This is a genomic window from Pedobacter sp. ASV1-7 (assembly GCF_040203335.1).
GTDB lineage: Bacteria > Bacteroidota > Bacteroidia > Sphingobacteriales > Sphingobacteriaceae > Pedobacter.
Window position 1 is genome coordinate 83,380 of the sequence record NZ_JBEHBV010000009.1, and the last position, 24,801, is coordinate 108,180.

Annotated in this window: 30 protein-coding genes; 22 read left to right on the plus strand and 8 right to left on the minus strand. The window is 40.8% G+C overall.

The features are described from left to right. Nucleotides 1-15: 15 nt before the first annotated feature. From ABDJ41_RS19015 to ABDJ41_RS19025, 4 genes are all read right to left on the minus strand, one after another. Entirely contained in the window at nt 16-2,229 is a 2,214-nt protein-coding gene (locus ABDJ41_RS19015) for a glycoside hydrolase family 88 protein (protein ID WP_349787681.1), read from the minus strand. Nucleotides 2,230-2,284: 55 nt separating this feature from the next. Beyond that, nucleotides 2,285-2,608: a hypothetical protein gene (locus ABDJ41_RS19020; RefSeq protein ID WP_349787682.1), complete on the minus strand. Its 324-nt coding sequence runs from the start codon at nt 2,606-2,608 to the stop codon at nt 2,285-2,287. A 46-nt stretch (nt 2,609-2,654) separates the two neighbouring features. Beyond that, nucleotides 2,655-2,927: a SemiSWEET family sugar transporter gene (locus ABDJ41_RS23020; protein WP_502930346.1), complete on the minus strand. Its 273-nt coding sequence runs from the start codon at nt 2,925-2,927 to the stop codon at nt 2,655-2,657. Between the two features lie 77 nt (nt 2,928-3,004). Continuing rightward, nucleotides 3,005-3,571 (minus strand): YciE/YciF ferroxidase family protein, encoded by a 567-nt coding sequence (locus ABDJ41_RS19025; protein WP_349787683.1) that lies wholly within the window; start codon nt 3,569-3,571, stop codon nt 3,005-3,007. Between the two features lie 279 nt (nt 3,572-3,850). On the opposite strand from ABDJ41_RS19025, the gene ABDJ41_RS19030 reads away from it, so the two are divergent. Then, nucleotides 3,851-4,459, plus strand: coding sequence for a DUF4142 domain-containing protein (locus ABDJ41_RS19030; RefSeq protein WP_349787684.1), 609 nt, complete (start codon nt 3,851-3,853; stop codon nt 4,457-4,459). A gap of 1 nt (nt 4,460) precedes the next feature. Next, nucleotides 4,461-5,261, plus strand: a complete 801-nt coding sequence (locus ABDJ41_RS19035) for an inorganic diphosphatase (RefSeq protein WP_349787686.1) — start codon at nt 4,461-4,463, stop codon at nt 5,259-5,261. An 84-nt stretch (nt 5,262-5,345) separates the two neighbouring features. Here ABDJ41_RS19035 and ABDJ41_RS19040 read toward each other — a convergent pair whose 3' ends face one another. Continuing rightward, on the minus strand, nt 5,346-5,714 hold the full coding sequence (locus tag ABDJ41_RS19040; RefSeq protein WP_349787687.1) for a SpoIIAA family protein: 369 nt from the start codon (nt 5,712-5,714) through the stop codon (nt 5,346-5,348). A 2-nt stretch (nt 5,715-5,716) separates the two neighbouring features. Next, nucleotides 5,717-5,908 (minus strand): cold-shock protein, encoded by a 192-nt coding sequence (locus tag ABDJ41_RS19045; protein WP_349787688.1) that lies wholly within the window; start codon nt 5,906-5,908, stop codon nt 5,717-5,719. Between the two features lie 108 nt (nt 5,909-6,016). Between ABDJ41_RS19045 and ABDJ41_RS19050 the strand changes: the two genes are divergently transcribed. The 8 genes from ABDJ41_RS19050 to ABDJ41_RS19085 all read left to right on the plus strand — a co-directional run bounded on the left by ABDJ41_RS19050 (nt 6,017) and on the right by ABDJ41_RS19085 (nt 12,303). Continuing rightward, a complete protein-coding gene (locus tag ABDJ41_RS19050) occupies nt 6,017-7,228 on the plus strand; it encodes a zinc-dependent alcohol dehydrogenase (protein WP_349787689.1) in 1,212 nt (403 codons plus the stop codon). 10 nt (nt 7,229-7,238) lie between these two features. Then, entirely contained in the window at nt 7,239-8,039 is an 801-nt protein-coding gene (locus ABDJ41_RS19055; RefSeq protein WP_349787690.1) for an SDR family NAD(P)-dependent oxidoreductase, read from the plus strand. Between the two features lie 34 nt (nt 8,040-8,073). Then, nucleotides 8,074-8,316 carry a hypothetical protein gene (locus ABDJ41_RS19060; RefSeq protein WP_349787691.1) on the plus strand — a complete coding sequence of 81 codons (243 nt, stop codon included), beginning with the start codon at nt 8,074-8,076 and terminating at the stop codon, nt 8,314-8,316. 39 nt (nt 8,317-8,355) lie between these two features. Beyond that, nucleotides 8,356-8,550, plus strand: coding sequence for a hypothetical protein (locus ABDJ41_RS19065; protein ID WP_349787692.1), 195 nt, complete (start codon nt 8,356-8,358; stop codon nt 8,548-8,550). A 2-nt stretch (nt 8,551-8,552) separates the two neighbouring features. After that, a complete protein-coding gene (locus tag ABDJ41_RS19070; RefSeq protein WP_349787693.1) occupies nt 8,553-8,810 on the plus strand; it encodes a hypothetical protein in 258 nt (85 codons plus the stop codon). A gap of 10 nt (nt 8,811-8,820) precedes the next feature. Next, nucleotides 8,821-9,096 carry a hypothetical protein gene (locus tag ABDJ41_RS19075; RefSeq protein WP_349787694.1) on the plus strand — a complete coding sequence of 92 codons (276 nt, stop codon included), beginning with the start codon at nt 8,821-8,823 and terminating at the stop codon, nt 9,094-9,096. Nucleotides 9,097-9,157: 61 nt separating this feature from the next. Beyond that, on the plus strand, nt 9,158-9,331 hold the full coding sequence (locus ABDJ41_RS19080) for a hypothetical protein (protein WP_349787695.1): 174 nt from the start codon (nt 9,158-9,160) through the stop codon (nt 9,329-9,331). 398 nt (nt 9,332-9,729) lie between these two features. Beyond that, nucleotides 9,730-12,303 carry a PAS domain S-box protein gene (locus ABDJ41_RS19085; protein ID WP_349787697.1) on the plus strand — a complete coding sequence of 858 codons (2,574 nt, stop codon included), beginning with the start codon at nt 9,730-9,732 and terminating at the stop codon, nt 12,301-12,303. A 637-nt stretch (nt 12,304-12,940) separates the two neighbouring features. On the opposite strand, the gene ABDJ41_RS19090 is transcribed toward ABDJ41_RS19085, so the two are convergent. Beyond that, entirely contained in the window at nt 12,941-13,339 is a 399-nt protein-coding gene (locus tag ABDJ41_RS19090; protein WP_349787698.1) for a hypothetical protein, read from the minus strand. 132 nt (nt 13,340-13,471) lie between these two features. Between ABDJ41_RS19090 and ABDJ41_RS19095 the strand changes: the two genes are divergently transcribed. The 9 genes from ABDJ41_RS19095 (at nt 13,472) to ABDJ41_RS19135 (ending at nt 20,344) form a co-directional block, all read left to right on the plus strand. Further along, nucleotides 13,472-14,110, plus strand: a complete 639-nt coding sequence (locus tag ABDJ41_RS19095) for a UPF0758 domain-containing protein (RefSeq protein WP_349787699.1) — start codon at nt 13,472-13,474, stop codon at nt 14,108-14,110. A gap of 300 nt (nt 14,111-14,410) precedes the next feature. Further along, nucleotides 14,411-14,965, plus strand: a complete 555-nt coding sequence (locus ABDJ41_RS19100) for a hypothetical protein (RefSeq protein ID WP_349787700.1) — start codon at nt 14,411-14,413, stop codon at nt 14,963-14,965. Nucleotides 14,966-15,070: 105 nt separating this feature from the next. Then, a complete protein-coding gene (locus tag ABDJ41_RS19105; protein ID WP_349787702.1) occupies nt 15,071-16,033 on the plus strand; it encodes a DUF932 domain-containing protein in 963 nt (320 codons plus the stop codon). A gap of 640 nt (nt 16,034-16,673) precedes the next feature. After that, nucleotides 16,674-18,383, plus strand: a complete 1,710-nt coding sequence (locus tag ABDJ41_RS19110; RefSeq protein ID WP_502930347.1) for a reverse transcriptase/maturase family protein — start codon at nt 16,674-16,676, stop codon at nt 18,381-18,383. Beyond that, nucleotides 18,373-18,642, plus strand: a complete 270-nt coding sequence (locus ABDJ41_RS23025) for a hypothetical protein (RefSeq protein ID WP_502930348.1) — start codon at nt 18,373-18,375, stop codon at nt 18,640-18,642. The genes ABDJ41_RS19110 and ABDJ41_RS23025 overlap by 11 nt, the downstream gene beginning before the upstream one ends. Before the next feature lie 43 nt (nt 18,643-18,685). Then, the gene (locus tag ABDJ41_RS19120; protein WP_349787704.1) at nt 18,686-18,901 is read left to right on the plus strand and encodes a 3-isopropylmalate dehydratase; all 216 of its coding nucleotides are present in this window, start codon (nt 18,686-18,688) and stop codon (nt 18,899-18,901) included. Nucleotides 18,902-18,949: 48 nt separating this feature from the next. Then, nucleotides 18,950-19,339: a hypothetical protein gene (locus ABDJ41_RS19125; protein WP_349787706.1), complete on the plus strand. Its 390-nt coding sequence runs from the start codon at nt 18,950-18,952 to the stop codon at nt 19,337-19,339. A 41-nt stretch (nt 19,340-19,380) separates the two neighbouring features. After that, nucleotides 19,381-19,755, plus strand: coding sequence for a hypothetical protein (locus ABDJ41_RS19130; RefSeq protein WP_349787707.1), 375 nt, complete (start codon nt 19,381-19,383; stop codon nt 19,753-19,755). A 7-nt stretch (nt 19,756-19,762) separates the two neighbouring features. After that, nucleotides 19,763-20,344, plus strand: coding sequence for a hypothetical protein (locus tag ABDJ41_RS19135; protein ID WP_349787709.1), 582 nt, complete (start codon nt 19,763-19,765; stop codon nt 20,342-20,344). Between the two features lie 193 nt (nt 20,345-20,537). On the opposite strand, the gene ABDJ41_RS19140 is transcribed toward ABDJ41_RS19135, so the two are convergent. Then, nucleotides 20,538-20,837: a CHC2 zinc finger domain-containing protein gene (locus ABDJ41_RS19140; RefSeq protein WP_349787710.1), complete on the minus strand. Its 300-nt coding sequence runs from the start codon at nt 20,835-20,837 to the stop codon at nt 20,538-20,540. A 792-nt stretch (nt 20,838-21,629) separates the two neighbouring features. Here ABDJ41_RS19140 and ABDJ41_RS19145 point away from each other — a divergent pair. From ABDJ41_RS19145 to ABDJ41_RS19155, 3 genes are read left to right on the plus strand one after another with little or no spacing between them, the layout of a single operon-like run. After that, nucleotides 21,630-22,082: a hypothetical protein gene (locus ABDJ41_RS19145; RefSeq protein WP_349787711.1), complete on the plus strand. Its 453-nt coding sequence runs from the start codon at nt 21,630-21,632 to the stop codon at nt 22,080-22,082. 2 nt (nt 22,083-22,084) lie between these two features. Continuing rightward, nucleotides 22,085-22,261, plus strand: a complete 177-nt coding sequence (locus ABDJ41_RS19150; RefSeq protein ID WP_349787712.1) for a hypothetical protein — start codon at nt 22,085-22,087, stop codon at nt 22,259-22,261. Then, on the plus strand, nt 22,258-24,693 hold the full coding sequence (locus ABDJ41_RS19155) for an AAA family ATPase (RefSeq protein ID WP_349787713.1): 2,436 nt from the start codon (nt 22,258-22,260) through the stop codon (nt 24,691-24,693). The genes ABDJ41_RS19150 and ABDJ41_RS19155 overlap by 4 nt, the downstream gene beginning before the upstream one ends. Nucleotides 24,694-24,801: the final 108 nt, after the last annotated feature.

Sequence of the window (24,801 nt, forward strand, 5' to 3'; positions counted from 1 at the left end):
GTTTTATCGTTTTAGTCAGGAATGCGTGTTAATGGTGATGATACTGTCACCGGGAATGATGTATTCCAGGTTACCATTGTTGACCGGTTTGGCTTTCAGCGGTTCTTTTTTTCCTTTGATCAATACCTCGAACTGCGGGATTTTTTTTCGCGCTGTTTTCACCAGCATCATCCGGCAGTTGATCCTTTCATCCCCCAATATTTTAAAGCTGATGTTTTTGCCCTTTCTTGCGTTAAATCCTGAGGTAGGGTAATCGGTATAGATCATGAAAGGTTCGCCGGGAATCTGGAGGTAATGTCGTGGCAAGATTCCGAATGCGTTACCTGCTCCGTATACTTCCTGGCCGACAGTGCCGGACTTCAGCCATCCGTCCTGCAGGTCTTCCAGTGCAATCCAGAGCTTGGGATCAACTTCTCCGATCTTGGGTTTTTCTTCCAGCATTTCGGCCGGGAGCATGGTAGGATAATAGTAAACTGCGCGATCTACCAGGTAGCGAATGTATTCGGCAATGAGTAGCTTTACTGATGGCAGGATGTCTAGGTCCTGGGCATGCTTGAGGTAATCGTGGAAAGCACAGAAAACTTCCTGTTCTTCATAAACTGCCGTGTAAGGGGCATCGTTCAATGGATAGAGGGAAAAGAATTTCGGAAAATTCTTGCCATAGCCATAGTTGCAGTCCCAGAGTTGCACGTTCCGGAATATTGCGGCCAGACACATGTAGCTCAATTGCAGGTACAATTCATTTTTGGTGATTTTATACAGCCGGAGTAATGCTCCTGATGAGAATGCGGTATTGTTGGCCTGGTAGAAGATTTCAAAACCCAGGCCTTGGAGTGTTTTCGCGGCTTTCTCGGCTTCGTTTATATAACGCTGTTCGCCAGTCAGTTCCCAGGCCTGAAGCATGACATGCGCATAAATTCCTGCCACATCTTTTTCTCCGCCTTTTCCTTCAGCGGTTTCTGCTTTGATCACCTCTAAGGTGTCCATTTTATAAAATACGGGCCATTTGTATTTAAAGTGATGAGCTACTTTAATGGCAAAGTCAATTGAATCCAGGAATAGTTTTTTCGCTGTTTGATCGCCTTTTAAGGCAAGTCTGGAAAGGTTGAGTAGTGGATGGTGCAGGTACCAGGAATCCATAACCTTTGGTACTTTTTGTTCTTCTTCGCCTTTAAGTTTATCTTCTGCGGCAGGTAGCCAGCGCATGATGGTGCCTAGTTTTTCGTCATAAAATGAAGGCAGGCCTGCCTTTATGGTTTTCATAACTTCCAGCTCTTTTTTACTCCATTCTACATAGTCCAGCAGAGGAAGCAAAACGGCGAGCTGTACCATAATCTCGGGTGGGGTCTCATAGTCGCTCACGTATGCGTTGAAGTATTTGTGTCCTGCTACCTGTGACCAGCAGCCGGGGCTGTCGATCAGGTCTTTGAGACCTTTGTCAAGGATGTCGGGCCAATGTTTGTATGCCGTCTCGGGTTTAGGGAGGAGCAGGTATATCCTGGCCAGCAAATCCAGGTAGAGTCGTATCATGTCCGGCTCTTTTTCCGGTACTTCTTCACTGAAAGCGATGAAGGCATCTGAAAGGATGATTTCCTTTCCTGCTTTCAATGGTTTGTTGGACGCTGGGAGGGAAAAGCCAAGTTCTGGCCATGCTCCGCCTACCGTATCTCCCAGGGAGGTTTCAGTTTGATCGCAATATGCTGACAGGGCGGTCAGGTTTTGAAGGTAAAGTAGTGTAGCTGATTCCGGCCTGGTCTGGCTCAGGTAAAGAAATCCTGTGCGGGTACCAAACTGGCTGGCATGGATTTTTCCCTGGGTTTGTTTAGGGTTGTTGTTGTTTCCGTTAAACAAAATGTCCTTTGGCCAGCTGGGCATGATCATTTCTTTAGCCGGGGTTAAGCTTGTGGTATAGCGAAGTACCGGTGATTTTTCCGTCTGATCAACGGAGATAGTGATGTGTTGTCTACCGATAGCTGAATTCAGTATTAGCGTTATGCCTTGCTGATGCGTGTCTCTGCTTTTTACAACTTCCAGATCTTTTCCTGGACTATAAGCTGCCCGGAAGGCAACGCGTCCGCCACTGCAAAGTTCAGTTTGGATCCATATTGAATCGCTGCTGGCGATCACTTTAAAACTACAAGGATCTGCATGATGTTCAAATAGTATGGATGAGTTACCGGCCAGTTCAGCGTATGCCGACACGGCCCATGGTGATACTGCATTCATCATAAGCTTTAAATTAGATTATAACTTTCTGCGTATTGGTTAAACAGTGAAAAATGTCTTAGGCAGGATCGTCTTCGGGGTTCTCATAATCTGCATCTTCCAGGTCGCTTGAGGAACCTGAATCCGGATCGATCTCAGGATCGTTCTCCTGATCATCCAAATCTTCAGTTTCTTCATCGTTTTCCAGTTCTTCACTTTCCTGGTCAAGACGTGTGCCTTCTCCGTCTGCAAATTCTGTTTCGCCTGGTGTATAACCGACCTGTTCAGTATCGGCTGTTCCGTTTTGCTTTTCTTCATCGTCCTGGTCTTCAGGATTACGCCCCACCTCAAACTCTTCAGGGTTTATAATTTCTTCTTCTGGTAACTGATCTTGATTTTCCATACTTGTAGTTTTTAGAAACGTATAACATTTTGTGGCTGTTTAGGTTTTAGTTGTTTTTTCTCCGGTATTTCCACTTGCAAAACAGCATGGCTGTATTGAGCAGCGAGGAAAATATGTTGGTGGAGATGATCGGAATATCCGATTTGGAACAACCGTAGTAAATCCATAGGGAGTTTCCAACGATCAATACAATGAACATGATCCAGGATACATCGGACGCTTTTTTCTCCTGTATGGTTTTAACCAGTTGTGGTATCACCGAGGATGAGGTACAGATGCCCGCTGCAAGTCCCAGTATTTGAATGGATTCCATAGGCATGTGCTATTTTGGTTGATATAAGCAGGGCTTTCCTACCCAATAGCACTGGACTAAGGGGTAGGAAAGCTTAGGCTTGTTTACTCAGCTGCCGCCTGCTCGTTGATTGAGCTGACTGCAATTTCAGTGAGGGCTACGTCGGTTGCTTTTTCGTTGTCCAGCGTAAACTGAAGCAGTTCGGCTACATCGTTATGTCCCATGTTTTGGGCGAACACTACTAGTGTGCCGTAGGTTGCAATTTCGTAGTGCTCTACCTTTTGAGCGGCAAGTATAAGTCCCGCGTCACGGATCATGGTATCAGCTTCGGTATCTTCGATTACACCTTCGGCTTCTTTCAGCAATCCTTCCATGGCATCGCATTTTTTGGCCTGAGCTTTTTCATCCAATAGCTGAAAAACCTGTTCCAGGGTGGCGATGTGGTTATTGGTTTCTTCTGTATGTTTTTCAAAGGCGGCTGCCAGTTCCGGACTGGTTGCTGCTTTTTTCATTTTAGGAAGGGCTTTGGAAAGGTGTTTTTCTGCCCAGTAGATGTCTTTCAGTTCGTCCACGAAGAATTCATGGAATTCTGAATTTTCCATTTTGCCTGTTTTTGATTTTGTGTTCGATTTTGTGGCGGTCTTTGCGCCGGTTTTTGTTGTAGTTGCCATAATTTTAGTTTTTCAATAGTTAAATGTTCTTGATTTCAGTGCTGCATTACAATTAACTGCGGGGAAATAACCAGCAATCTTAAAAAATTGTTTAAACTTTTTTAAAAAGGATAATTTTTGCTGAGAACTATAGCTGCGTGTAATGCTAATGTATGTGATTAACATTGGTGGCACAGGATTGTTTTGTTTTTGTTTGTTACTTTTTAGGTTGGGATTTAAAACTTTTTGCTGCTACAGTGGTTAATGTTTTTGTCTATTATATATCTAATCCTCAAGACTATGAAAACTAAAAGTATGTTAAAATTTTCTGCTGCCCTGGTGATTCTTGCGGGGCTTACGGCTTGTCAGAATACAGACAGAAGTGGTAGTGCGCAACTGGACAGTGCTCCGGTTGGGAGCGATTCTTTGCGTAGGGCTGACAGTTCAGATGCCCCTAGGGATATAACCCATATGAGTAAGGTGGATGGTGATGGTGCGGCTTTTATGGATACCGCTGCTGTTGGTGGGATGATGGAAGTTGATCTGGGTAAACTGGCACTTGAAAAGTCTTCCAATGCTCAGGTTAAGAAATTTGCCGCTCAAATGGTTGCTGATCATACTAAAGCTGGGACCGATTTGAAAGCTGTGGCGGCCAAGCTGGAGCATTTGTTGCCTGCGAGCTATCCAGCGGATGTAAAAATGCATATGGATAAGATGAAGAAACTAAGCGGAAAAGCGTTTGATCAGCATTATATGGATATGATGGTGAATGACCATGTAAAAACCCTTGATTTGTTTAGATCTGCAAGTAGTTTAAGAGTGGAGATTAAGGATTTTGCTGCCCGTACGCTTCCGGTTTTGGAAAAACACCATCAGATGGCAACCCAGATCAATGCTGCATTGAAATAGCATGGAATCAGTTACCGTAATCATTGAAACGCCCAAGGGAAGCGGTCAGAAGTATGACTATGATCCGCAGACGGGAAAGATGAAGCTCAAAAAGGTGATGCCGCTAGGTCTGGTATTTCCATTTGATTTCGGCTTTATTCCAGGGACGGCTGGAGGAGATGGTGATCCGCTGGATGTCTTGATCGTGTCTGAAGTTACAGCTTTTTCGGGTTGCGTAATGGATTGCAGGATCATTGGTGCGTTTAAGGTTGTTCAGCAAGAACGTAATGGAAAACGTATGCGCAACGATAGGCTGATCGCGGTTCCAGAAGTTTCCCAGCGTTACGCGGATGTGACTTCCCTGGGTGATCTTTCCAAAACGATTGTGGACCAGGCCATCGCTTTTTTTACCAGTTACAACCAGCAGGCTGGTAAGAAGTTCAGTGTGCTGGAAAAGTATGGTGCGGGCAAAGCTTTCCAGCTGATTGAAAAAAGTCGTGTGGATTTGCCTATGAACAGGCTTGTGGAAATTTTTCTGCCTTTGCGTGATGCTAAAGGTGAGGTGTTTGCTGAAAAAATATATGCTGAACTTCGCCGGGAGCTAACGGCGAAGTTTGGAGGCTTATCTGAGTATTCCAGAAACCCGGTGAAGGGTCTCTGGAAACCTGACCAGGGTAAGACTGAGCAAGATGAGCTTTTGGTGTTCGAAGTGATGTGCGCTGAAATAGATGCCGAATTTTGGGACAAGTTGAAGTTGCGGTTATTGAAGATCTTTAAACAGGATTCGATCGTTATCAGGTGTTCTAAAATAGAGTTGCGGTAAGGTGTGTATTTGAATTTAGGATTTTTTACCAGGGTTATGGAGCCTGCTACTCCAGCAAAAGATTTTTAAACTTGATGATGTTGTTCAGGATTTAATGCTTAGCCAATCTATGGCTGCTTGAAGGTCGTTTAACTCGAATCCTTTTGCTTCTCCGGGACTGATGTAACTGAAAATATCGGTGAATTTTTCAACTGCTTTCTGATCGGTTACGATGGCCATTTTTTTCCAGTCTGTGAAATGTTTGATTCCGGCAATCAGATCCTGTATCCAGGCTCCGGCGGTGAAATTCTGTACATCTGTTTCCAGTACAAGCAGGTAATAAATTTCCTTGTAGCGTTCGCTCAGGGATTCCAGCCCAGGCAGTAATACATTTTTAAGGTCATCTTTGGTGACCTCTCCGCTTGCGCGGACTCCCAGTATATGGTCGGGTAGGTTTTGAATAACGGTCAGCATAGTCAGATCTTTTTTACTTTAGTGGCGTTGAGGCCTTTCTTACCGTTTTCGATTTCATAACTGACCCGGTCGTTTTCTCTTATAGGAGCGCTTAGCGCGCTGACGTGTACGAATAACTCTGGATCCCCGTTGCTGGGTATAATAAAGCCAAATCCTTTTGACTCATTAAAAAATTTTACTGTTCCTTCTGGCATGGTGTTTTTGTTAAAATTAAGGTGTTCCGGACACTATAGTTGTTCCGTCACAGGGGGTATAACAGCCGCGCTTAAGGTTTTGTTTCATAAAATATTAAAATGATTTTTATGAAACAATCTGTATTTCAGTGTGTTGAAATTACGCTAATAAGAACATCTACTATGAAAGCAGCAGTATTTCACAAACCGGGAGACATCAGTTACACTACAGTCGCAGATCCCAGGATCGAGCTGGCCACCGATGTCATTTTAAAAGTCACCAGCACAGCGATATGCGGTTCTGACCTGCATATCTTAAGCGGGGCGGTTCCGCAAACTACAGATATGGTGATGGGGCATGAGTTTATGGGGATCGTAGAAGAAGTTGGTGCAGAAGTTCGGAACCTGAAAAAGGGAGACCGCGTAATTGTGCCTTTTCCTATTGCCTGTGGGCAATGTTTCTTCTGTAACCATGGTGCTTCTCCAGCCTGCGAAAACTCCAATTACAAACATTATGGTCCCAATGGGGATTTGATGGACCAGAAAGGAGCGGCTTTGTTTGGTTATACAGATTTGTATGGTGGGTATTCAGGTGGACAGGCGGAATATGTCCGGGTTCCCTATGCGGATGTTAGTCCGAGGATCATTCCGGATAACTTAACCGATGAGCAGGCACTTTTCCTAACCGATATTTTTCCTACAGGATGGTCGGGTGTAGACTGGGCACAACTCAAGGGGGGGGAGGTCGTAGCCATATTTGGATCTGGCCCTGTTGGATTGATGGCACAGAAAGCGGCTTGGTTAAATGGAGCGGGGCGGGTAATTGCCATTGATCCATTAGATTATCGACTGGAAAAAGCAAAGGCGGTGAACAAAGTTGATACCCTAAATCCGCATAAAGTCGATGTAGTGGAAGCGATTCGTGAAATGACCCAGGGAAGAGGTGCGGATGTTTGCATTGATGCAGTGGGATTTGAACCTGAACGCAGTTTCATGGATAAAGTAAAGGCAACGATTAATTTTGAAAAAGGCAGTATGAAGGTCCTGGAGATGTGTTTCGAAGCGGTTCGTCGTAGCGGAACTGTATCCATACTGGGGGTCTATGGAAGTCCTTATGATAATTTCCCGCTGTTCAGAATCTTTGATAAGGGCATTACCATTAAACAAGGACAGGCTCCGGTATTGAATTATATCGATCATTTGATCATGCTGGTCAGGGAAGAAAAAGTAGTGCTGGAGGATATCATCACCCATAGCCTTCCTTTAAGCGAGGTGGCGCAGGGTTACAAACTCTTTGATGAAAAAGCGGATGATTGTGTAAAAGTTGTTTTAAAACCTTAATTGATTTGTGATGAATATTTTAAGTAAATACGCACTGATTACTGGCGCAACCAGTGGGATTGGTTATGAGCTGGCGAAGCTATTTGCAGCTGATGGGTATAACCTGGTTATTGTTGCCCGGGACGAGCAGGAACTGGAGAAAAAAGCAGTTGAATTTAAAATCCATGGCATTGATGTGCGCTATATCGCACAGGATCTGTTTGATCCGGGAAATGCTTTTGCTGTTTATGAAGAAGTAAAATCTTTAAAAATTCCCATAGAGGTGCTGGTGAATGATGCTGGACAAGGCGTGTATGGCTTATTTAGTGAAACCGATATTGACCGGGAACTGGACATCATCGATCTGAATGTTTCTTCACTGGTGATCCTCACTAAGTTGTTTTTAAAGGAGATGTTGACCAGAAATTCCGGTAAGATTTTGAATGTGGCATCCATTGCCAGTAAAAGCCCGGGGCCATGGCAGTCGGTTTATCATGGCACCAAAGCTTTCGTACTTTCTTTTACAGAGGCCATCAGGGAGGAACTGAAAGATACTGGTATCAGCGTCACTGCGCTAATGCCTGGGGTGACAGATACAGATTTCTTCAACAAAGCGGACATGCTGGAAAGTAAGGCTGTTCAGGATAAGTCGGCCATGGCGGATCCTGCCGATGTGGCCAGAGATGGTTATGAAGCCTTAATGGCAGGTAAAGATAAAGTGGTTTCCGGACTGAAAAATAAAGTGCAGGTGGCAATGGGCAACCTTATGCCTGACAGTTCGCTTGCCCATCAGATAGCTGAGCAGCAGAAGCCAGCTGGGGATGAGGAATAATGGTTGGATTTATATAAAAATTAATAGAGATATCATGAGCAGTAGTAAGGAAGAATTGCCGGAAGATCCGGATCAGTCGGCGATCATTAATAAAGATGCCAAGTTTGAAAATAGCGCTGTAGATCCTGGATTTGTATCAGGGGAAAAGCAGGAAGATAGTGATGATGCTGATGCTCAGCGGCAAGATTACGAATCAGCTGAAAGGCAGGATGGGCGAGGTACTGAGCGCGGAGCTAAGGGACTTGGAGAACTGGATGGGAACGAATCCTGGTTCTAATCATCATCCTATGGATAGTTAAACTTAAAAAAGATGGACATGGCTAAGAAACCAATAACACCATCCACTCCGGTAAGTCCCAGGGATGGATTAGACAATACAGGAACACAAGGGTATGATTCGCTGAGTGATGATGCCTATACAGGCTCTTCGGAGAAACCGAAAGAAAATCCGGAAGATGATGAGAGTCACACGGGAAGTTCTTCGCAAGATTTTGATGATAAAGAGGACTAGATATGGGAAATATAGCAGACGACTGGGAGCCTTTCGAAATTCAGGTTACTATCGAGGGCAAGGTAAAACCTTTGTTGGTCATTCCTGACCGGGAGGAGCCTAAATATGCCATTTTTGATCAGCATACCGGTCTGGGCACGATCTGGCAGGAGTCTGGGAAGACCGGTAAGTTCTGGTGTGCCGAGGGGGTGGCTGCCAAAGCGTTGTTAACGCAGCTTGGCGAGCAGTTGGAAGATTATTTTAATAATAAACCTGTTTAAATTAATACTTATGGATCCTTTTAATATCATTATCAATGCCGGCGGCGAGCAGATTGACCTGAACATTCACCCACAGGAATCCGGTACTTACAAAATTGTACACCATGGTGCACTGATCGGTGAGATTTTTTTAGGCAATGATGGTGAAACGTGGCGGGCTTTAACTGCTGATGAGTTGCAACCGGGCGGGTTTCCGGTTTATGAATATGATGAAACTTCTGGTCATCAGGATATCCTGATGGCTGATGATGTGGTGCAGGAAATTGGCAGGCAGATACCCAGGTAACTTACTGTAGCGGATGATCAACTGATCTTTCCTGGGATAGTTATGTAAAAAATATAAAGTGATGGAAAATGATTCAATAGACTCTCAGGGTCAAATAGATGTGGATTATGGCCAGTATGCTGAAGCTGTAGAAAAGTTAAAACCGAAGGTATACCAGCAAGGCGATAGGTTTTGTTGTCTTTCCGGTCCAGATCAGGAGACGGGAATATTCGGATGTGGTGATACCGGTAATTAACTATTACCTAATAACTAAGCTGTTGGATAAAATTGGAGAAGAAAGTCTCAGGGTTCATTTAGAAATGGATAAGCCTCGTGGAATTGATTCCCCGAGAGTTCTTTTGAACCATTCTTAAAAAGACTTTATTTAAGTGTTTATGGAAGATGAATGGTATTTGTGGATTAGGTGGAGATTCCGTTACCTCAGAGCATTTGATTCCGTGCCATTTAGATCAGAACTCTGTATTGTGAAGAATATAGAATAATCGGAACTATTAATGCTTTAAGACAAATTTGGAGTGGCCAATTTTTTGCGGAATAGTCTGTTTTGTAAATCCGGAATGAGGTGATCAAATGGCACGGAATCTCCAGACTGAGATCGGTAAATCAGGTGTTACCGTGGGAACGCATTGACTTATGACCACGTCTACATTTGTCTTTTGGTGTGATATTTATTTCAGTCCAATTTATTATTTTAGCCAGCCGAAATCAAATTTAGTTATGAATGATCCAGTGACACGTCTGAATGCTGAGCAATTAAACCATGTACTTTCCTTTACTAATATAGCAACAGCTGTACATCACGGTGAAGAGGCCCGGATTGAATTTGCCAATGAACCCATGTTGAGGATTTGGGGCAGGGGTGGGGAAGTTATCGGTAAAAGTCTGGTGGAAGCTATGCCTGAACTTTCGGATCAGCCTTTCGTGGAGATGTTCGCCAGGGTATGGCGTGAGGGAATAACGATTTCGGGAAATGATACACCCGCAGAACTTTCCATTGATGGCGAGCTCAAAACTTTTTATTTCGACTTTGAATATAGAGCTGTAAAGGATGAACTGGGCAAGATTACCGGGATTTTGCATACGGCTACGGATGTGACTGAGCGTTATCTGAGTAGGCGAGAACTAGAAATGGCAGCCCAGAACCGTGATCTGCTCATTCGCGAACAGGCCCTCAATGAGGAACTTGCGGCATCAAACGAAGAACTCAATGCCATTAACGAAGAACTTCAGGCCAGCCGGGAAGACCTGGCGCGGCTGAATCAGGATTTGGAATCGATAGTTCAGGATCGTGTTAAAGCGTTTACTGAAAGCGAGGAGCGTTTCAGGTCGATGGCAGATAACACTGATATACTGGTGGCTGTGAGCGATCAAAATGCCAAACGGTTTTATTTCAACAAGGCCTGGTCAATACTCAGCGGAAGGGCATCAGATGAGCTCAACGAAAACGGATGGTATGATCTGATTCATGAACAGGATAGATCAAAATTTCTTGAGCTTCATCAGGACGCATTTGAAAAGCGAGTGTCTTATACCGATGAGCTGCGACTCTTGGCAGCGGATGGAGCTTACCACTGGCTGTTAAAAAAGGGTACTCCGAGATTTCTTTCAGACGGGACATTTGCCGGTTACATCAGCTCTTGCGTAGATATCACACAGCGGAAGCTGGATGAGGTGAACCTCCAGGATATGAATGAAGAACTGGCTGCTTCCAATGAGGAGTTTACTGCACTTAACGAGGAGCTGGCAAAGACAAATGAGGAACTTGCTGCCTCTTATGATGAATTGTTTATCAGTGAATCAAGGTTTCGAAACCTGATTAAACAAGCTCCTGTCGCCATTTGCATCATTCGCGCGGAGGACTTGATGATCACCGAAGTTAATCATGAATATTTAAAACTGGTGGGCAAAACCAGTGAGCAGCTAGAAGCGCATACGATCTGGGAGGCGGTAGCCGAAGCTGCAGAGGTGTATGCGCCGGTGATGCAACAGGTTATTGCTACAGGTGTGGCTTTTCATGCCCGAGAGCACGAATTGGTATTGGTTCGTAATGGCATTGATGAAACTGTATTTGTTGATTTCGTATACGAGCCGGTTACGGATAGTAAAGGGCGGGTGACTTCGATTATGGTAGTTGGGAATGATGTGACAGATAAGGTCATTGCCCGCCGGAAAATCGAAGATGTGGAAGAGCGCAGCCGTCTTGCAATTGAAGCGGCGGAGATTGGTACGTATGAATTAAGTTATATTGACCAGTGCCTTACCACCTCTGAGCGTTTTAACGAGATCTTTGGCGTCGAGAGTCCGGTTTCCCGGGAAAAGGTTTTGGCTACATATCATCCCTTGGATGCCGGACTGAGCGAACAGGCACATGCTGTAGCGAGTAAAACCGGTAAACTGTTTTATGAAACGCGGCTTTTGCTTCCGGATAATTCCTTAAAATGGGTACGTGTGCAAGGGAATGTGCATTATGATAGCGAGGGTAAACTTAAAAAATTACTTGGTACAGTGATCGATATTACGGAGTTTAAGCGTCTTCAACAGCAGAAAGATGACTTTATTTCGATTGCCAGTCATGAACTTAAAACTCCAATTACTAGCTTGAAAGCCTCTTTACAACTTTTAGAAAGAATGAAGGCCAATCCGACAGCCATATTACCGAAACTGGTGGAGCAGTGTAGCAGGAGCATGGAGAAGATCACAGAACTGGTCGATGATTTGTTGAACGTGACGAAAATCAAGGAAGGGCAGGTCATACTGAATAAAAAGAAATTCAGCATTGATCAGTTGATTGACGATTGCTGCTCGCATGTATCGCAGCTTGGAAAGCATGAGTTGGTGGTTGCAGGTATGAAGGGGCTGCAAATCATAGCAGACGAACACCGTATCGAGCAGGTGATTAATAATTTTATAACAAACGCAGTTAAATATGCGCCAAACAGCAAGGAGATCTTTCTGACAATTGAAAACCTGGGAGATTCGGTAAAATTATCGTTGAGAGACACCGGTCCTGGAATTCCGGTCAATAAACTGCCCCATTTGTTCGACCGTTATTTTAGGGCGGATGAAACCGGGTTACAGGTATCTGGTTTAGGATTGGGTTTATATATTAGTGCAGACATTATTCAGCGACACGGGGGACAGATTGGCGTGGATAGTATTGAAGGTGTAGGTACGACGTTTTGGTTCAAGCTTCCGCATTCAGATTAATTCGTCTTTCAGAAGGTATTCCGATGTTTACTGGATAGTCGGGGACGCTAGTAATAAGTTTTCTGTAGGTGTTATGTCTAGTCCATTAATTGGCATTGCTGCTGAAAGATTCGCTGCTTTTTTCTTGAGAAGATCTCCCAGCGAATGGTGATGTTAATGATCATAAAAGTCCTTTTAATAACAGAACTCTCAGGTTCGTTTAGGACTTATGTTGCCATAAAGCATTACTGTTCGTTTAAATTCTGCGCCCCGGAGAATGTTGACAAGCTTTGTTCCTCTGCTATGGATGAGCTTGAAAAGCTAAAAAATGCTGGTCCTTCAAAGTTAAATGTCGATAAATTGGAGATTCCGTTACCTCAGACCATTTGATTCCGTGCCATTTAGATCAGAACTCTGTATTATGATGAATAAGAATAATCGGAACTATTAATGCTTTAACACACATTTCGAGTGGTCAAATTTTTGCGAATAGTCTGTTTATTAATTTCGGAATGAGGTGATCAAACGGCACGGAATCTCCAGTAGGATAACTATTTTAAAAAACGAAAATTTAAAGTAGATTTATTTACAACTCTTGTTTTTTTAATCCTCAATCTTTGTACCTAAGAAATACATTTTCGGAAGTTTGCTATAACAACTAAATATCAACCTGATCGAAATTCTCTACCAATAAAATCTTCCCATTTTCCAGAGATTTCCAGCCGAAGGCATAACAGAAGTAGTAGATTCCGCTTTTGGTTTGCAGGTTACTTGTAAAAAACCTGAAATCAAACCCAAGCTCCAGCAGTAAGGATTTACTGACGGTTACGGGGTTTTCGTGTCTAAGCTGGTTTTCGATGATTTGGTAATTACGTTGTAGAATCCGATGGATTTTAGGTATATAATCTGGTTCATCCCACTTTTCTCTCTTTTTTCGAAATCTCCGGGCGGCACTTCGGCAATCGTCATTGCAATATCTCTGATCAGCTCGCCCTTCAAGCGGCTTTTCACAAAAGTGGCAAAGCTTTTTTAGCTCATCCGGTTTTTCCTCAAACATAAAATTTGATTTTAATAAGTTGATAACTAGTCTAATATCCGGTTTATATCCGGATAATACGAATAAGCAACTTTCGTACCGACTATTTGCTCTTGTCATATTCAACTTTGCTGAACACCAATTCTTAAAGTTATGAAAAGACAAGTTTTAGCCTCGGAATCATTTTCGCTTAGAAACAGGCATTATTTCCTGGATTTTAAGCGTGCAGAGAACAATAGTAATTATATACAGATTACCCGTAGTGAGCAGCAATCCGATGGTAGTTATAAGCGCTGGGAGGTGATTGTTTTTGAAAATCAGTTTGCTGAATTTATTCAGGCTTTCTCTTCGTTGTTTCAAAGCGCAGCCTGGTATGGTGCAGATTATAAAGGGATGAAAGAGATCCATGCCGAGGCAAAAGCCGCAAAGGGGATCAAAGGGATGGCGCCTGAAGACCGGCCTAGGGAAAGGCTGATGGCCTTGGGTGCCGCTCATCTGGATGATGCAGAGCTACTGGCGATACTGATCGGTTCGGGTACCCCAAATGAATCTTCAATTGTACTTGCCCAGCGTATACTGGCGGGGCAGGGGGCAGACCTGCCTGATCTGAAAGGCATGACGCTGGAGCAGCTTTGCAGGTTCAAGGGTATGGGGATCGCTAAATCCTGCAATGTGCTGGCTGCATTGGAGTTGGCAACGCGGCTATCCCCGGAATCTGCGCCTACCTATAAACCTGTATACATCTACCGTCCACCTGGACAGGAGCCGGGAGATTTTTTTGAGTATAGCTAGTCTGTTACTTTTTTACATCATTTTTCGAAGGTTTTTTAAGATTATTTAGTCGGTAAGTATTAGGCTGTTTGTGTCGAAATTTCTGATTCGCAGGGCTTACCTAGTCAAGGCGGCTCCGCTTTGCTCCGCTGGTTTTGAAAAAATAATCTCCACACCTGCGCTTCGCCCAGGGTAGTATTTTTTTTCCAAAAGCCTTGCCTGTAATCCCTGCTAAATCAGGTGAGGGTGCTTAACAAAAAGCCAGAACAGGCTCCTGCCGAAGGGTAGTAGGCAGGTTGGAAAATCTAAAACCCATAGAAAATGGAAACTAAAGTAAAAACAGGTGCGGAGGTTAAAGGAACTAACGCACTGGCTGACAAAAAAGCCCCTCAGTTTGTAGCAGGTAACCCGGTAAATGCGGTATCTCAAAAGGGGGACACGGACAAAGAACCAAAATCGGAAAGTGTAAAAAGTGGTTTTGTTGATGCTGGTCAGGAAGCTGAAAAGCCGAAGATTGAACCGTCTAAAATGGAGATCAAAGCCAGTATTGCGGAGAAGATCGCTGAACAAAGGGCGATACTGGAACGCCATATTAAACTCGGGGATGATTTGGCACGTAAGATCAGACACAGGGACAATTTAAAAAACATCATTACCACGCTGGAAGAATTCGAATTGGTTTTAAAGGATAATGCGGACGAAACTGACGGGAATTATTATCAGGGCTGTTTATTGACCATCAAAGATGACAACGGTAAAACCTTTACCACTAAAAACCCAACCATTATTAAAGGGGTGGCCGAGCAGGTGAACAGCCTGTGCAGCGAAAAACTCGAAGAGGTCGAAACTGACATCGTTAACCTTATTCCTGCTTAAATATGCCAGCGCCCCTGTTTAGGCGGGGGCATCAATATTCAACAAAATATTTAAGAAACGGAACTTTTAGTAACTGGATTTAATCACCCTTAATTTTTTAAAATCATGTCACATAATCTTAATTATAACAGCAATACCAATCAGCATAGTTTTTTCAGTGTGAAAGAAAAAGCATGGCACAATTTAGGGCAGATCATTGAGCATTACCCGACCAGTAGCGAGGCTATTGTTTATGCAGGACTTAATTTTGAAGTGGAGAAACGTCCGCTATTTACTTGTAATTCTGAAAACTTTGCAGTTTTTAACGATATGGAGACGGACGAATATATGAACATCTTCGAGCCGAATATTATAGTGCCGGATTTCTTTTCTACTATGCGAACCGATACAGATGAAGTATTGGGCTTAGTAGGCAGGGATTATCAAGTGGTTCAGAATACAGAGGCATTCGGTTTTTTTGATAGTATAGTAGGCGGGGGAACTGGTATCAAGTATGAAACAGCCGGATGTCTTGGGCGTGGTCAGGTTATTTTTATCACGGCCAAACTGCCGGATTTTATTCGGGTGGGGCGTGAGGATTTAATCCAGCAGTATTTGTTTTTGACTTCTTCGCATGATGGTTCGGGTAGTATCAGTATTGCTTTTACGCCTGTGCGCATTTGCTGCATGAATACCTTAAACGCTGCACTAAAACACAATTCGGGTTGTATTAAAATCCGTCATACGGCCAGTGCTACGGATAAACTGAAACAAGCGCAAATGATGTTAGGTATATCAAACAGTCTTTCTATAGAAATGGAGGCTATTTATAACCGCTGGTCACACGTGCGTATCAGTGACCCGGAATTAAAGCGTCTCATTCAACTGGCTATGGTGCCAAACCGGGAAACGCTGGAAAAACTGCGCAATTTTCAGGATGATGAACTTTCTACGCAGTTTAACAATATCGTGGAAAATGTGTACGAGTATGCAATGGCTAGTCCGACCCAACAAATGGACACCACTAGGGGGACAGTATTTGGCGCTTACAATTCGGTAACCGGTGCGCCCGTATGGGGTGTGCAATAAATATACCTATAGCAAGGTATTAGGCGAGTGTTCTTTGAAGCCTATCATCAACCGACTTATCTGAAAGGGAAACCAGACAGGGAGTATAGCATGTCGGTAAATCTGTAAGTCAGTTAGTTATCAAACTGCGACTGAATGGAAAGATGAAATGAACAGATATGAGGATAAAGTCGAATCTGATTGAATGATGACCTGAGTGGCAGCCCGCGTAGCTATGACGTAAGATAACTGAAATCGTCATACCAAGTTACTTCTTTTCCACCCAGTGAGGAGAGGAAGCAAGAACAGAACAAGGCACAACTACAGTAAGTAGAAAAAGGTAAGTCATATCCGACAATCTGTTTGAGCTATGTTATTGCACAACTAAACGGGGATTGCCTAAATCGGAATGCCACTGGCGTGGCTATAAAGTGTAAGGCTTTTGAATATCCGACATGGCAACGGAGCCTTCGTAGTAGTCGGAGCAAGGGAAAGCCTTGTACATGGCGAAGGGAGGCAGCTAATATTTTTAATACTTATAACGGAAAATGTGGGAGACATTATGAGAAATCCAGCATGTGTATTAAACAGTCTATCGAAGCATAGTAGAGTTTCAGGTTACAAATTTGAAAGGCTTTACCGAGTGCTTTTTAACGAGGAAATGTATTACACCGCTTATCAAAGCATTTATGCGAAAGCAGGTAACATGACCAAAGGTTCAGATGGTACAACCATCGACGAAATGAGCCTACCCCGGATTGAAAAGTTAATTGATGCGCTTAAAAATGAAACGTATCAACCCAATCCATCGAGAAGGGTATATATCCCAAAGAAAAACGGCTTGAAACGCCCTTTGGGTATTCCTTCTTTTGATGACAAATTATTGCAGGAAGTAATCAGAATGATACTTGAAGCCATATTCGAGAAGCAGTTCGAGGACAGCTCTCACGGTTTCAGACCTCACCGAAGTTGCCATACCGCATTACTTGAAATCAAAAAGTCATTCAGTGGTACGACATGGTTTATTGAAGGAGACATTAAAGGCTTTTTCGATAATATCAATCATGAAGTAATGATAAACATACTAAAAGAAAAGATAGCCGATGAACGGTTTATCCGATTGATTAGGAAGTTTTTGAATGCTGGATATATTGAAGATTGGGCATTTCGCAGAACATACAGTGGAACACCACAAGGTGGGATTGTCAGTCCTATATTGGCTAACATCTATTTGGATAAGCTGGATAAATATATGCAGGAATACACTTCTAAATTTGACAAAGGGGTAAAAAGAAGTATCACGAAAGAAGCCCGAAGCAATGAACATCGGAAATCCTACTTGCTTGGAAAGTTAAGACTTGAAAAAGATGAACAGCAACGAACTGCACTAAAACAGCAAATCAGAGCCGTTGAGATGGACAGGTTATCAATCGTACGATGCGATGAAATGGATGCCAATTACAGGCGATTAAAATATGTCAGGTATGCGGACGACTTCTTAATAGGGATTATCGGTAGTAAAGAGGAAAGCAAGCAAATCAAGGAAGACATTAAAAACTTCCTTAATGACACGCTTAAACTAACTCTTTCGGATGAAAAAACACTGATAACCCACACAAAGAAATCCGCATCATTCCTCGGGTATCAAATCACTGTACAAAGCTCTAACCTTCGCAGACGAGATAAAAATGGTTTCCTGAAAAGAGCCTTCAACAAAAGAGTGATGCTAAAGGTGTCCCGTGCAACCATTCTGAAAAAATTACTGGATTACCGTACGGTAGAGGTAAAATATCACAATGGAAAAGAACGATGGAAACCCAAACGACGACCACAACTCATCAATAACGATGACCTTGAAATATTGAGTCGGCATAACTTGGAAATAAGAGGCTTCTATAACTATTACTCAATAGCAAATAATTGCGGTGCAATTGGGGCTTTTGCTTACATCATGGAGTACAGCATGTACAAGACGTTTGCTGCAAAATACAAATCGACGGTATCCAAAATCCTTGACAAATACATGTCTAATAAGGATTTCACTGTATTCTATAAAAACAAAAAAGGGCAAGCCCGTAAAGCAGTCCTTTATAATCAAGGCTTTAAACGAAACCAGGCAACCATCGAAAGTTATTCAATGGACAAGCTTCCTGACATCTATTACACAAGGTCTATAACCAGTTTGATTGACAGACTGAAAGCTGAAAAATGCGAATTATGTGGCGCAACCGAGCAATTGGAAATGCACCATGTTAGAAAAATGAAGGATGTCAAAGGGAAACAACCTTGGGAGTTAATAATGATGGCAAGGAGAAGAAAGACCTTGGCGATATGTCACGGTTGCCATAGAAATATTCACAATGGAAAGTAAGACTGCAAATATTAGTGGAGAGCCGTATACATTGAGAGGTGTACGTACGGTTCGGGGGAGAGTTCAGGAAAACCTACCGATAGCAATATTGGCAAGGCGTCAGGTACTTATCCTACGGTATTTTCAGAATGTGCGCAATTACAAGGATGACGAAAGCAAGTTTAAATCTATTATGTGGGGTACTGGATTAACCCGTACACAAACTGCATTTGATTTGTGCATGGACTTTACCAAAACAGGGGCAAGCGCCTTGAATTAACCCGATTATTTAATGGGGGGTAATCCCCCCTAAATTTTGAATCATGATTAGATATATAGTCGATAATGAGGGGAATCTGCTAGAAGTTACAGATTTAAAAGTGGCAATTTTTCAGGTGGCCATATACCTCCGCTACGAAATCAAGAATCCTACAAGGGAGGAGGAAGCATTTCATCAAAAACGTTTAAGCTACTGGAAGGATGTATATAGCAAACTGGTAATACTCAAACAGGATGCTGATAAAAATCCAGTTAATTAAATAGTTATCCATTTACCGGGGGCGGGCTTCCGCCCCTAAATTCTTAGAATGATGAAGCCAATACCAAAACTCAATACTAAAGAAAAGGCCAAATTGTTACATGTACTTTTTCCAAATGAAATACCGGAGTTTTTAAACCATCTGCAAAAATTCTGTAAGCACTTGCACCAGCGGCAGGAAGGTTATGAGAAATTATGGAATCCCCGGTTGATGCATTTTGAAAGATGGTGGGTGACTTCGGGTTATATCCTGCAACTTTTAGAAAGTAAGCGTTCAAAACTGGAATCCAGTGCGGAAGCATTTGCAAACCATTTGTTTTTCCTGGATTATGCAACCATAACCGTGAACCAGTTAACCAAATACGCCGAGACGGAAAGCTATAACCAAAGGTTTAAACTGGCCGTTCCTATGTTTTTCATAAATGTTTTTAATTCTTAAATGTTAATCAAGGGCAATTTTTGCCCTTTAATATTATGATCATGAAACCTATACATAAATTAAAACTACATCAAAAAATCAAAATCCTTTATAAGTTATATCCTGCCTCTATTGTTGAATTTACCGATTATTTAAAAGCCTGTGCAATTGAAACTATAGACGAAAGAGAAAAAGCAGCCGAAACATGGGGTTTAAATGTCGTTCAGCAGGATTATTGGGTTTTACTTGCTATGAAAACCTTTGACCGTATCAAACAATATGGTGAGAGTTTCTTTTATTGCCGGAAATTATTTACAAAACAGCTTTTCAAAGGAAGTGTATGTCTGTTTACCGTTTATACTTTATTGCGGTATGCGGAGACAGAAAACTGTTCTCCTAAGTTTGCAGAAACGGTAAAGCTATTGATTGAAGTTTAATAACGGTATGAAGAGGATTAAAGGAATCAATGTACTGAAAGCGAAGCTTTTGGACTTTACCGAAGAAATCTTATATAGCCTAACCTGCGAATTACAGCGTATTGGCAGGACAGTTAAATTCCTAGAACTAAAATATAGCCCTTTTTGCGATGAGGTTATTTTTTACATGGATGCTATACGACTGGATGAAAATGCTGAAATTATTTTGGACACGTCATTTGCTGATGCGTCGGAAAAATTCTTGCGGAGTTGTATTTCTGATCTGGAAATTAACTTTTTTGGGTTAATTGATCTGTTGGAATTGTTAAAAGGAGTGGAGGGAAAAAATGGTATTTTGCCCTCTATTTTTAAACCTGTAACTGGCGAATACATCACTCATGAGCAGCAGGACAGGGAGGCTTGGGTGTGTCTTTGTGGTAATATGCCCAATTATAATGGTTTTTATGCCTGTGATGAAGATGGTGACCTGATCGAACCGGGAAACGAATGGGAGTATTTATACAGGTGCGAGTATTGCAGGCGTGTGATCAATGACCGGAATCTTCAGGTTATTGGCATTAATTTAAATCCTAATAGCGAGGAAGGATAAGCAGGGGATTTATTCTTAAGCTGTTTGTAATGTCTTTATTTAGCCAGTAGGGTTGTCCATAAAAAAGCGGACGGCCCTAACGGGCATTAGGCGTTTGTTAAGATGCGAATAACGAGTGAATAGTTGATTAATCTATTTTCAACTAAATTCATTAACGTTGTAATAGAAGGTGATATAAATCATTCAGGAAAGCTTATTCCGGCTCCTGTGGAACTTCCAATCCAAGTTTGTCCGCTAAAAGTCTAATTGCCTGCGGGTAATTGAGCTGCTTGATTTCCATTATAAAACCAATTGAATTTCCGCCTTTTCCGCATTTAAAACACTTGAAGATTTGTTTATCTGTCGAAACGTTAAATGTTGGTTTGCTGTCTGTGTGAAAAGGGCATAGGCCGCGCATTTGACCTCCAATTGGATATAGGTCAACATATTCCGAAACAAGTTCAGTCAAATCTATTTTACGGAGTAGTGTCTCCTTAAAAGCGTCTGGTATCATAGGCTTATAAATTATGATTACTTAAAGCTAGTTAAAATCTCCTGGATAAAGAATGGTTCAAAGTCTGCTGCAATGAGTTCAGTTCTAATTGGGATTACTGCAAAAAGCTATTAAGGCAGGTAATTATCTCATCCCAGGCTGCATAGGCTATCAGACACTCTTTTATAAAGGTGTTTTGCGTAATCCAATGTAGCCGATACTATAAAAGATTGGTTTTTTTTTGATATAGATCAGCCTGTCACAGCTTGGTTAACTTATATGTTCAGGCATAACCTGTTTGCTATATACACTATATATTCAATACGGTACTGGCAAGGCTTCGCCTGACTCACTACATACCCAGAGTATACGGTAAACCTCTTTGGTGATAAGCTTAGGGGCAAGAAAGTAGGGCTCTGCCCAACTTCGGCTTGCTCAATTTTTTTAATAAAATTGGACTTCCTGTATTTCGCTATAATCTACTTGTTACTTACTGCCATATTTTTATGATTTAGAGTTTTACATGGGCAATTACCACGTATTAATTTTGCGTTCATCTCTAGTAGTGATAAATTTATTTTAGCAAAGCTCGGCTGATGATGTTTAAAGAAATGGGTACTAGATGGGTACTACCTAAATTTAAATTCTGGTAGTTTTAAAATTTCTTTATTTTTTTGCTTGTAATCTTTTAAATTTAAAGCTGATCAATTCTAGTTATCTGTAAAGATTCTTATGATGTTTTGTCAGAAAGACAAAGTTTTAAGATGGAATTATTGGCGTTTTACATTCAATTAATTCCAGTAACTTGCCGTAATGAATAATATTAAAATATATTTTGACGAGCCAAAAGCATTTGAATTAAAAAATGTGAAGCCTTTATCTGGCATTGTTGGTCTTTATTTTATTTTTTCGAATTCGATTACTATTAATTATCCCTTTAGGCAATCGAAATTGATTTATATTGGAATGAGCGAAAAGATAACCAATAGTATTGGCGTAAGATTATCTGGTCATTTAGATGGGAAATCTAAAAATGTAGGAATACTAAATTATAAGCAAGTAGACAAAATTTGGTTTACGTACCTAAATATAGAAATGCTAAGCCATATTTGGGCGTTTAGGGTTGAAGATTTAGAAAGTTACTTTCTTTTAGACTTTGTTAAACACTTTGGTGTGTACCCAATCTGTAACAATAAAACGGGTTTTGAAATACGAAATCTAATATTGAATAGGGGCATTGATATACAATGGGATTATTTTAACTAAATATGGAGAACAAACTAAAAAGTGGTAAAGAGATCATGGATGAATTCTTTGCAGACTTAGAAACTATTGAAGGTGTAGATGAAAGCGTTGCTAATTCACTAAAAGCCCTTTATATTGACAATAAACTATCTGAAAAGAATATCATTAACGCTCTTAACGACCTCAGAACGACTTCATGAAAAACATTAAAATCAAAGAATTTAAAGCGAAAGGCTTAAGAGGCTTTAAAAATGAAATTGTGCTGCCTTTGGAAGAAAAGACGATTGTTTTATACGGTGACAACGGCACAGGGAAGAGTAGTATTGCAGATATTATTGAATGGTTTTACACTAATCGAGTAAACCATCTAAGTGATATTGAAATTGGTAGAAACGGCATTGATGCAATGCGCCATACTTCGCTTTCAGAAGTAGAAGAAGGAAACTTTGAAATTAAATTTAAACATTCTGCTTTCGACTGTCAAAAAAACTTATATCTAAAAAAAGATTCTTTTGTAAGTGATATCTCAAATGACAATCAAAAATTCCGGGCCTATCTAGCAGAATCTTCTAAGGAAAAGCTCTTAATAAGGTATAAAGAACTTTCTAATTTTGTTGTGGCAACACAAGGTGAACGACTGACACAGCTATCTGAGATTATCGGTTTTTCCGAAGTTACTGAGACGAAGAAGTTATTTAATAAAGTATATAACAAACTAGATCGTGAAATTAAAAGTTCTGGTTCTGAGAAAATAATTCAAAATAATCAGCAGGTACTAATAACAAACCTAAATCAAAATATTGTAAATGAACAGCAGTTTGTAACCGCAATCAATGATTTAGTCATTGAATATAAATATAAAGACATCGTAACCTCTTTGGATGATATCCCTAAGCTTATAAACAAATTTAAAAAACCTGCTGATCAAAAGAGATTGGCTATACTAACTTTATTGGAGCAATTAATTAATGTGTTAATAAGCTTTGAAGCTAGTTTTGGACAAATTAATCAGGATTTTGAAAAATTTGCTTTAAAATATAATGATTTAGTGGAAGATACTATCGCCATAAACAATCTAAAGCTTACCGACTTACTTTCTGCGGGTGAAACAGTACTATCGATTGATACGGAAGATATATTTAGCTGTCCTTTATGTGAATCAGATGCAAGAGGAAGAAATCTACTTGAAAAAGTCCAAAAAAGATTAAATGCACTAACAGAGATTAAGAAAAAAAAGACTACTCTAGAGGGCGGAATAAAAAATTTAATACAAAGAAGTTCTGATGAACGGCAAAATTTAAAAGTTCCATTAACTAATGCTATATTAAAAGAAGCGGATTTTAGTGAAATAAAGCAAGGCTGTATCAATATCGGATTGGATCTAAAGGCATTAACTGACCAGATAGAGGCCGCTAATTTTACTAATAAAATCATTGCAGCAATTCCATATAAGGCACAAAATAGTTATATCCAACTTCAGTTGGATATAAAGGCAAAGATGAAGGGAATTAAAGATTTATTGCCAAAGGATTCCGATACTGAGCTAATTGTCAAGTTACAAGCTTCACTGAATGCTTATAATGAAATCGAAAAACAAAAAAGTACTTTAAAAAAGATTGAGCAGCAAAAAAACACATTCGAAATATTATGCAACGCATTTTCGAAAAAGCAAAAGGAGGCGCTCGATTTGTTCTTTAAACTATTTTCTAGTAATATCAATGAATACTATGTATATATGAATCCTGATGAATCTGTTGAAAACATTAAGTTAATGCCAATAGAATCAGAGGACGAAATAAAAGGACTAACAATCCAATATGAATTTTTCAATAACTCAGTATCTCCGCCACATAAGTATTTAAGTGAATCTCACTTAAACTGCTTGGGCATTTCTTTTTTCTTAGCTTCTGTAATTGCTTTTAATAAGGTTAACAGTTTTTTTGTATTAGATGATGTAATTTCAAGTTTTGATTCAAACCATCGAAAGAGATTTTTGGATTTACTTGCTGAAAAATTTTCTAGCTATCAAATTCTTCTTTTGACTCATGAACACCATTTTTTTGAATATGCAAGAACAGTCGCTAAGGCTAAAGGATGGTTAGTTGATACTTTCAAATATAGTAAAGAACAGGGCACATATATCGCAGAGCCAAAGAAAACAATCCTTGAGAGGATTAATAAGAAATTTGCTGATGGCGATGATGAAAAGCTTGGTAGTGATATCAGGATTTTTCTAGAGCATCTATTAAAAGATATAGCAAATAATGTAGATGCCAAGGTAAGTTTTAGATTTAATGATCGTAATGAAGAACGGATGACCCCAGAACTTTTAAATGAAATTAAAGTGAGACTATCTAAATCAAGTAAAGGAGATAATGGATTATTAAAAAAGTCAGACGCATTAATTACCCGTACTCTCTCTTCAAATTTTATTGGAAACAAGGACTCGCATGATAATGAATATGTAATGAGTCTTGGAGATTGTAAAGGATTTTGGAAAGACGTGAAAGATATTGAGGCTTTATTTAAATGTGGTGACTGTGATAGATTCATTAGTGTAAATTACTATGCAGAGGACAGTAAAGAAGTTAAATGCCGATGTGGAAGCCTTAAGTATGAGTGGCAGAAATAAAAATTACACAGTAAATTTGTAATCAAAACTAGAAACACTTTGTTTTTGTGCTTAAAGAAAACCAAATTAGAAGCCCACATTGAAATATTTTTTTAATTTTAAAAAAAT

Excerpts from the sequence above, each read along its gene's own strand:
- ABDJ41_RS19045 (WP_349787688.1), bottom strand. The coding sequence starts at position 5,908 with ATGCCAGAAGGAACAGTAAAATTTTTTAATGAGTCAAAAGGATTTGGC.
- ABDJ41_RS19035 (WP_349787686.1), top strand. The coding sequence starts at position 4,461 with ATGGAATCAGTTACCGTAATCATTGAAACGCCCAAGGGAAGCGGTCAG.
- ABDJ41_RS19135 (WP_349787709.1), top strand. The coding sequence starts at position 19,763 with ATGAAGAGGATTAAAGGAATCAATGTACTGAAAGCGAAGCTTTTGGAC.
- ABDJ41_RS19070 (WP_349787693.1), top strand. The coding sequence starts at position 8,553 with ATGGGAAATATAGCAGACGACTGGGAGCCTTTCGAAATTCAGGTTACT.
- ABDJ41_RS19120 (WP_349787704.1), top strand. The coding sequence starts at position 18,686 with ATGATTAGATATATAGTCGATAATGAGGGGAATCTGCTAGAAGTTACA.
- ABDJ41_RS19055 (WP_349787690.1), top strand. The coding sequence starts at position 7,239 with ATGAATATTTTAAGTAAATACGCACTGATTACTGGCGCAACCAGTGGG.
- ABDJ41_RS19125 (WP_349787706.1), top strand. The coding sequence starts at position 18,950 with ATGATGAAGCCAATACCAAAACTCAATACTAAAGAAAAGGCCAAATTG.
- ABDJ41_RS19110 (WP_502930347.1), top strand. The coding sequence starts at position 16,674 with ATGTATTACACCGCTTATCAAAGCATTTATGCGAAAGCAGGTAACATG.
- ABDJ41_RS19140 (WP_349787710.1), bottom strand. The coding sequence starts at position 20,837 with ATGATACCAGACGCTTTTAAGGAGACACTACTCCGTAAAATAGATTTG.
- ABDJ41_RS23025 (WP_502930348.1), top strand. The coding sequence starts at position 18,373 with ATGGAAAGTAAGACTGCAAATATTAGTGGAGAGCCGTATACATTGAGA.
- ABDJ41_RS19015 (WP_349787681.1), bottom strand. The coding sequence starts at position 2,229 with ATGATGAATGCAGTATCACCATGGGCCGTGTCGGCATACGCTGAACTG.
- ABDJ41_RS19050 (WP_349787689.1), top strand. The coding sequence starts at position 6,017 with ATGAAACAATCTGTATTTCAGTGTGTTGAAATTACGCTAATAAGAACA.
- ABDJ41_RS19130 (WP_349787707.1), top strand. The coding sequence starts at position 19,381 with ATGAAACCTATACATAAATTAAAACTACATCAAAAAATCAAAATCCTT.
- ABDJ41_RS19150 (WP_349787712.1), top strand. The coding sequence starts at position 22,085 with ATGGAGAACAAACTAAAAAGTGGTAAAGAGATCATGGATGAATTCTTT.
- ABDJ41_RS19025 (WP_349787683.1), bottom strand. The coding sequence starts at position 3,571 with ATGGCAACTACAACAAAAACCGGCGCAAAGACCGCCACAAAATCGAAC.
- ABDJ41_RS19075 (WP_349787694.1), top strand. The coding sequence starts at position 8,821 with ATGGATCCTTTTAATATCATTATCAATGCCGGCGGCGAGCAGATTGAC.
- ABDJ41_RS19100 (WP_349787700.1), top strand. The coding sequence starts at position 14,411 with ATGGAAACTAAAGTAAAAACAGGTGCGGAGGTTAAAGGAACTAACGCA.
- ABDJ41_RS19020 (WP_349787682.1), bottom strand. The coding sequence starts at position 2,608 with ATGGAAAATCAAGATCAGTTACCAGAAGAAGAAATTATAAACCCTGAA.
- ABDJ41_RS19145 (WP_349787711.1), top strand. The coding sequence starts at position 21,630 with ATGAATAATATTAAAATATATTTTGACGAGCCAAAAGCATTTGAATTA.
- ABDJ41_RS23020 (WP_502930346.1), bottom strand. The coding sequence starts at position 2,927 with ATGCCTATGGAATCCATTCAAATACTGGGACTTGCAGCGGGCATCTGT.
- ABDJ41_RS19080 (WP_349787695.1), top strand. The coding sequence starts at position 9,158 with ATGGAAAATGATTCAATAGACTCTCAGGGTCAAATAGATGTGGATTAT.
- ABDJ41_RS19065 (WP_349787692.1), top strand. The coding sequence starts at position 8,356 with ATGGCTAAGAAACCAATAACACCATCCACTCCGGTAAGTCCCAGGGAT.
- ABDJ41_RS19105 (WP_349787702.1), top strand. The coding sequence starts at position 15,071 with ATGTCACATAATCTTAATTATAACAGCAATACCAATCAGCATAGTTTT.
- ABDJ41_RS19030 (WP_349787684.1), top strand. The coding sequence starts at position 3,851 with ATGAAAACTAAAAGTATGTTAAAATTTTCTGCTGCCCTGGTGATTCTT.
- ABDJ41_RS19040 (WP_349787687.1), bottom strand. The coding sequence starts at position 5,714 with ATGCTGACCGTTATTCAAAACCTACCCGACCATATACTGGGAGTCCGC.
- ABDJ41_RS19085 (WP_349787697.1), top strand. The coding sequence starts at position 9,730 with ATGACCACGTCTACATTTGTCTTTTGGTGTGATATTTATTTCAGTCCA.
- ABDJ41_RS19060 (WP_349787691.1), top strand. The coding sequence starts at position 8,074 with ATGAGCAGTAGTAAGGAAGAATTGCCGGAAGATCCGGATCAGTCGGCG.
- ABDJ41_RS19095 (WP_349787699.1), top strand. The coding sequence starts at position 13,472 with ATGAAAAGACAAGTTTTAGCCTCGGAATCATTTTCGCTTAGAAACAGG.
- ABDJ41_RS19155 (WP_349787713.1), top strand. The coding sequence starts at position 22,258 with ATGAAAAACATTAAAATCAAAGAATTTAAAGCGAAAGGCTTAAGAGGC.
- ABDJ41_RS19090 (WP_349787698.1), bottom strand. The coding sequence starts at position 13,339 with ATGTTTGAGGAAAAACCGGATGAGCTAAAAAAGCTTTGCCACTTTTGT.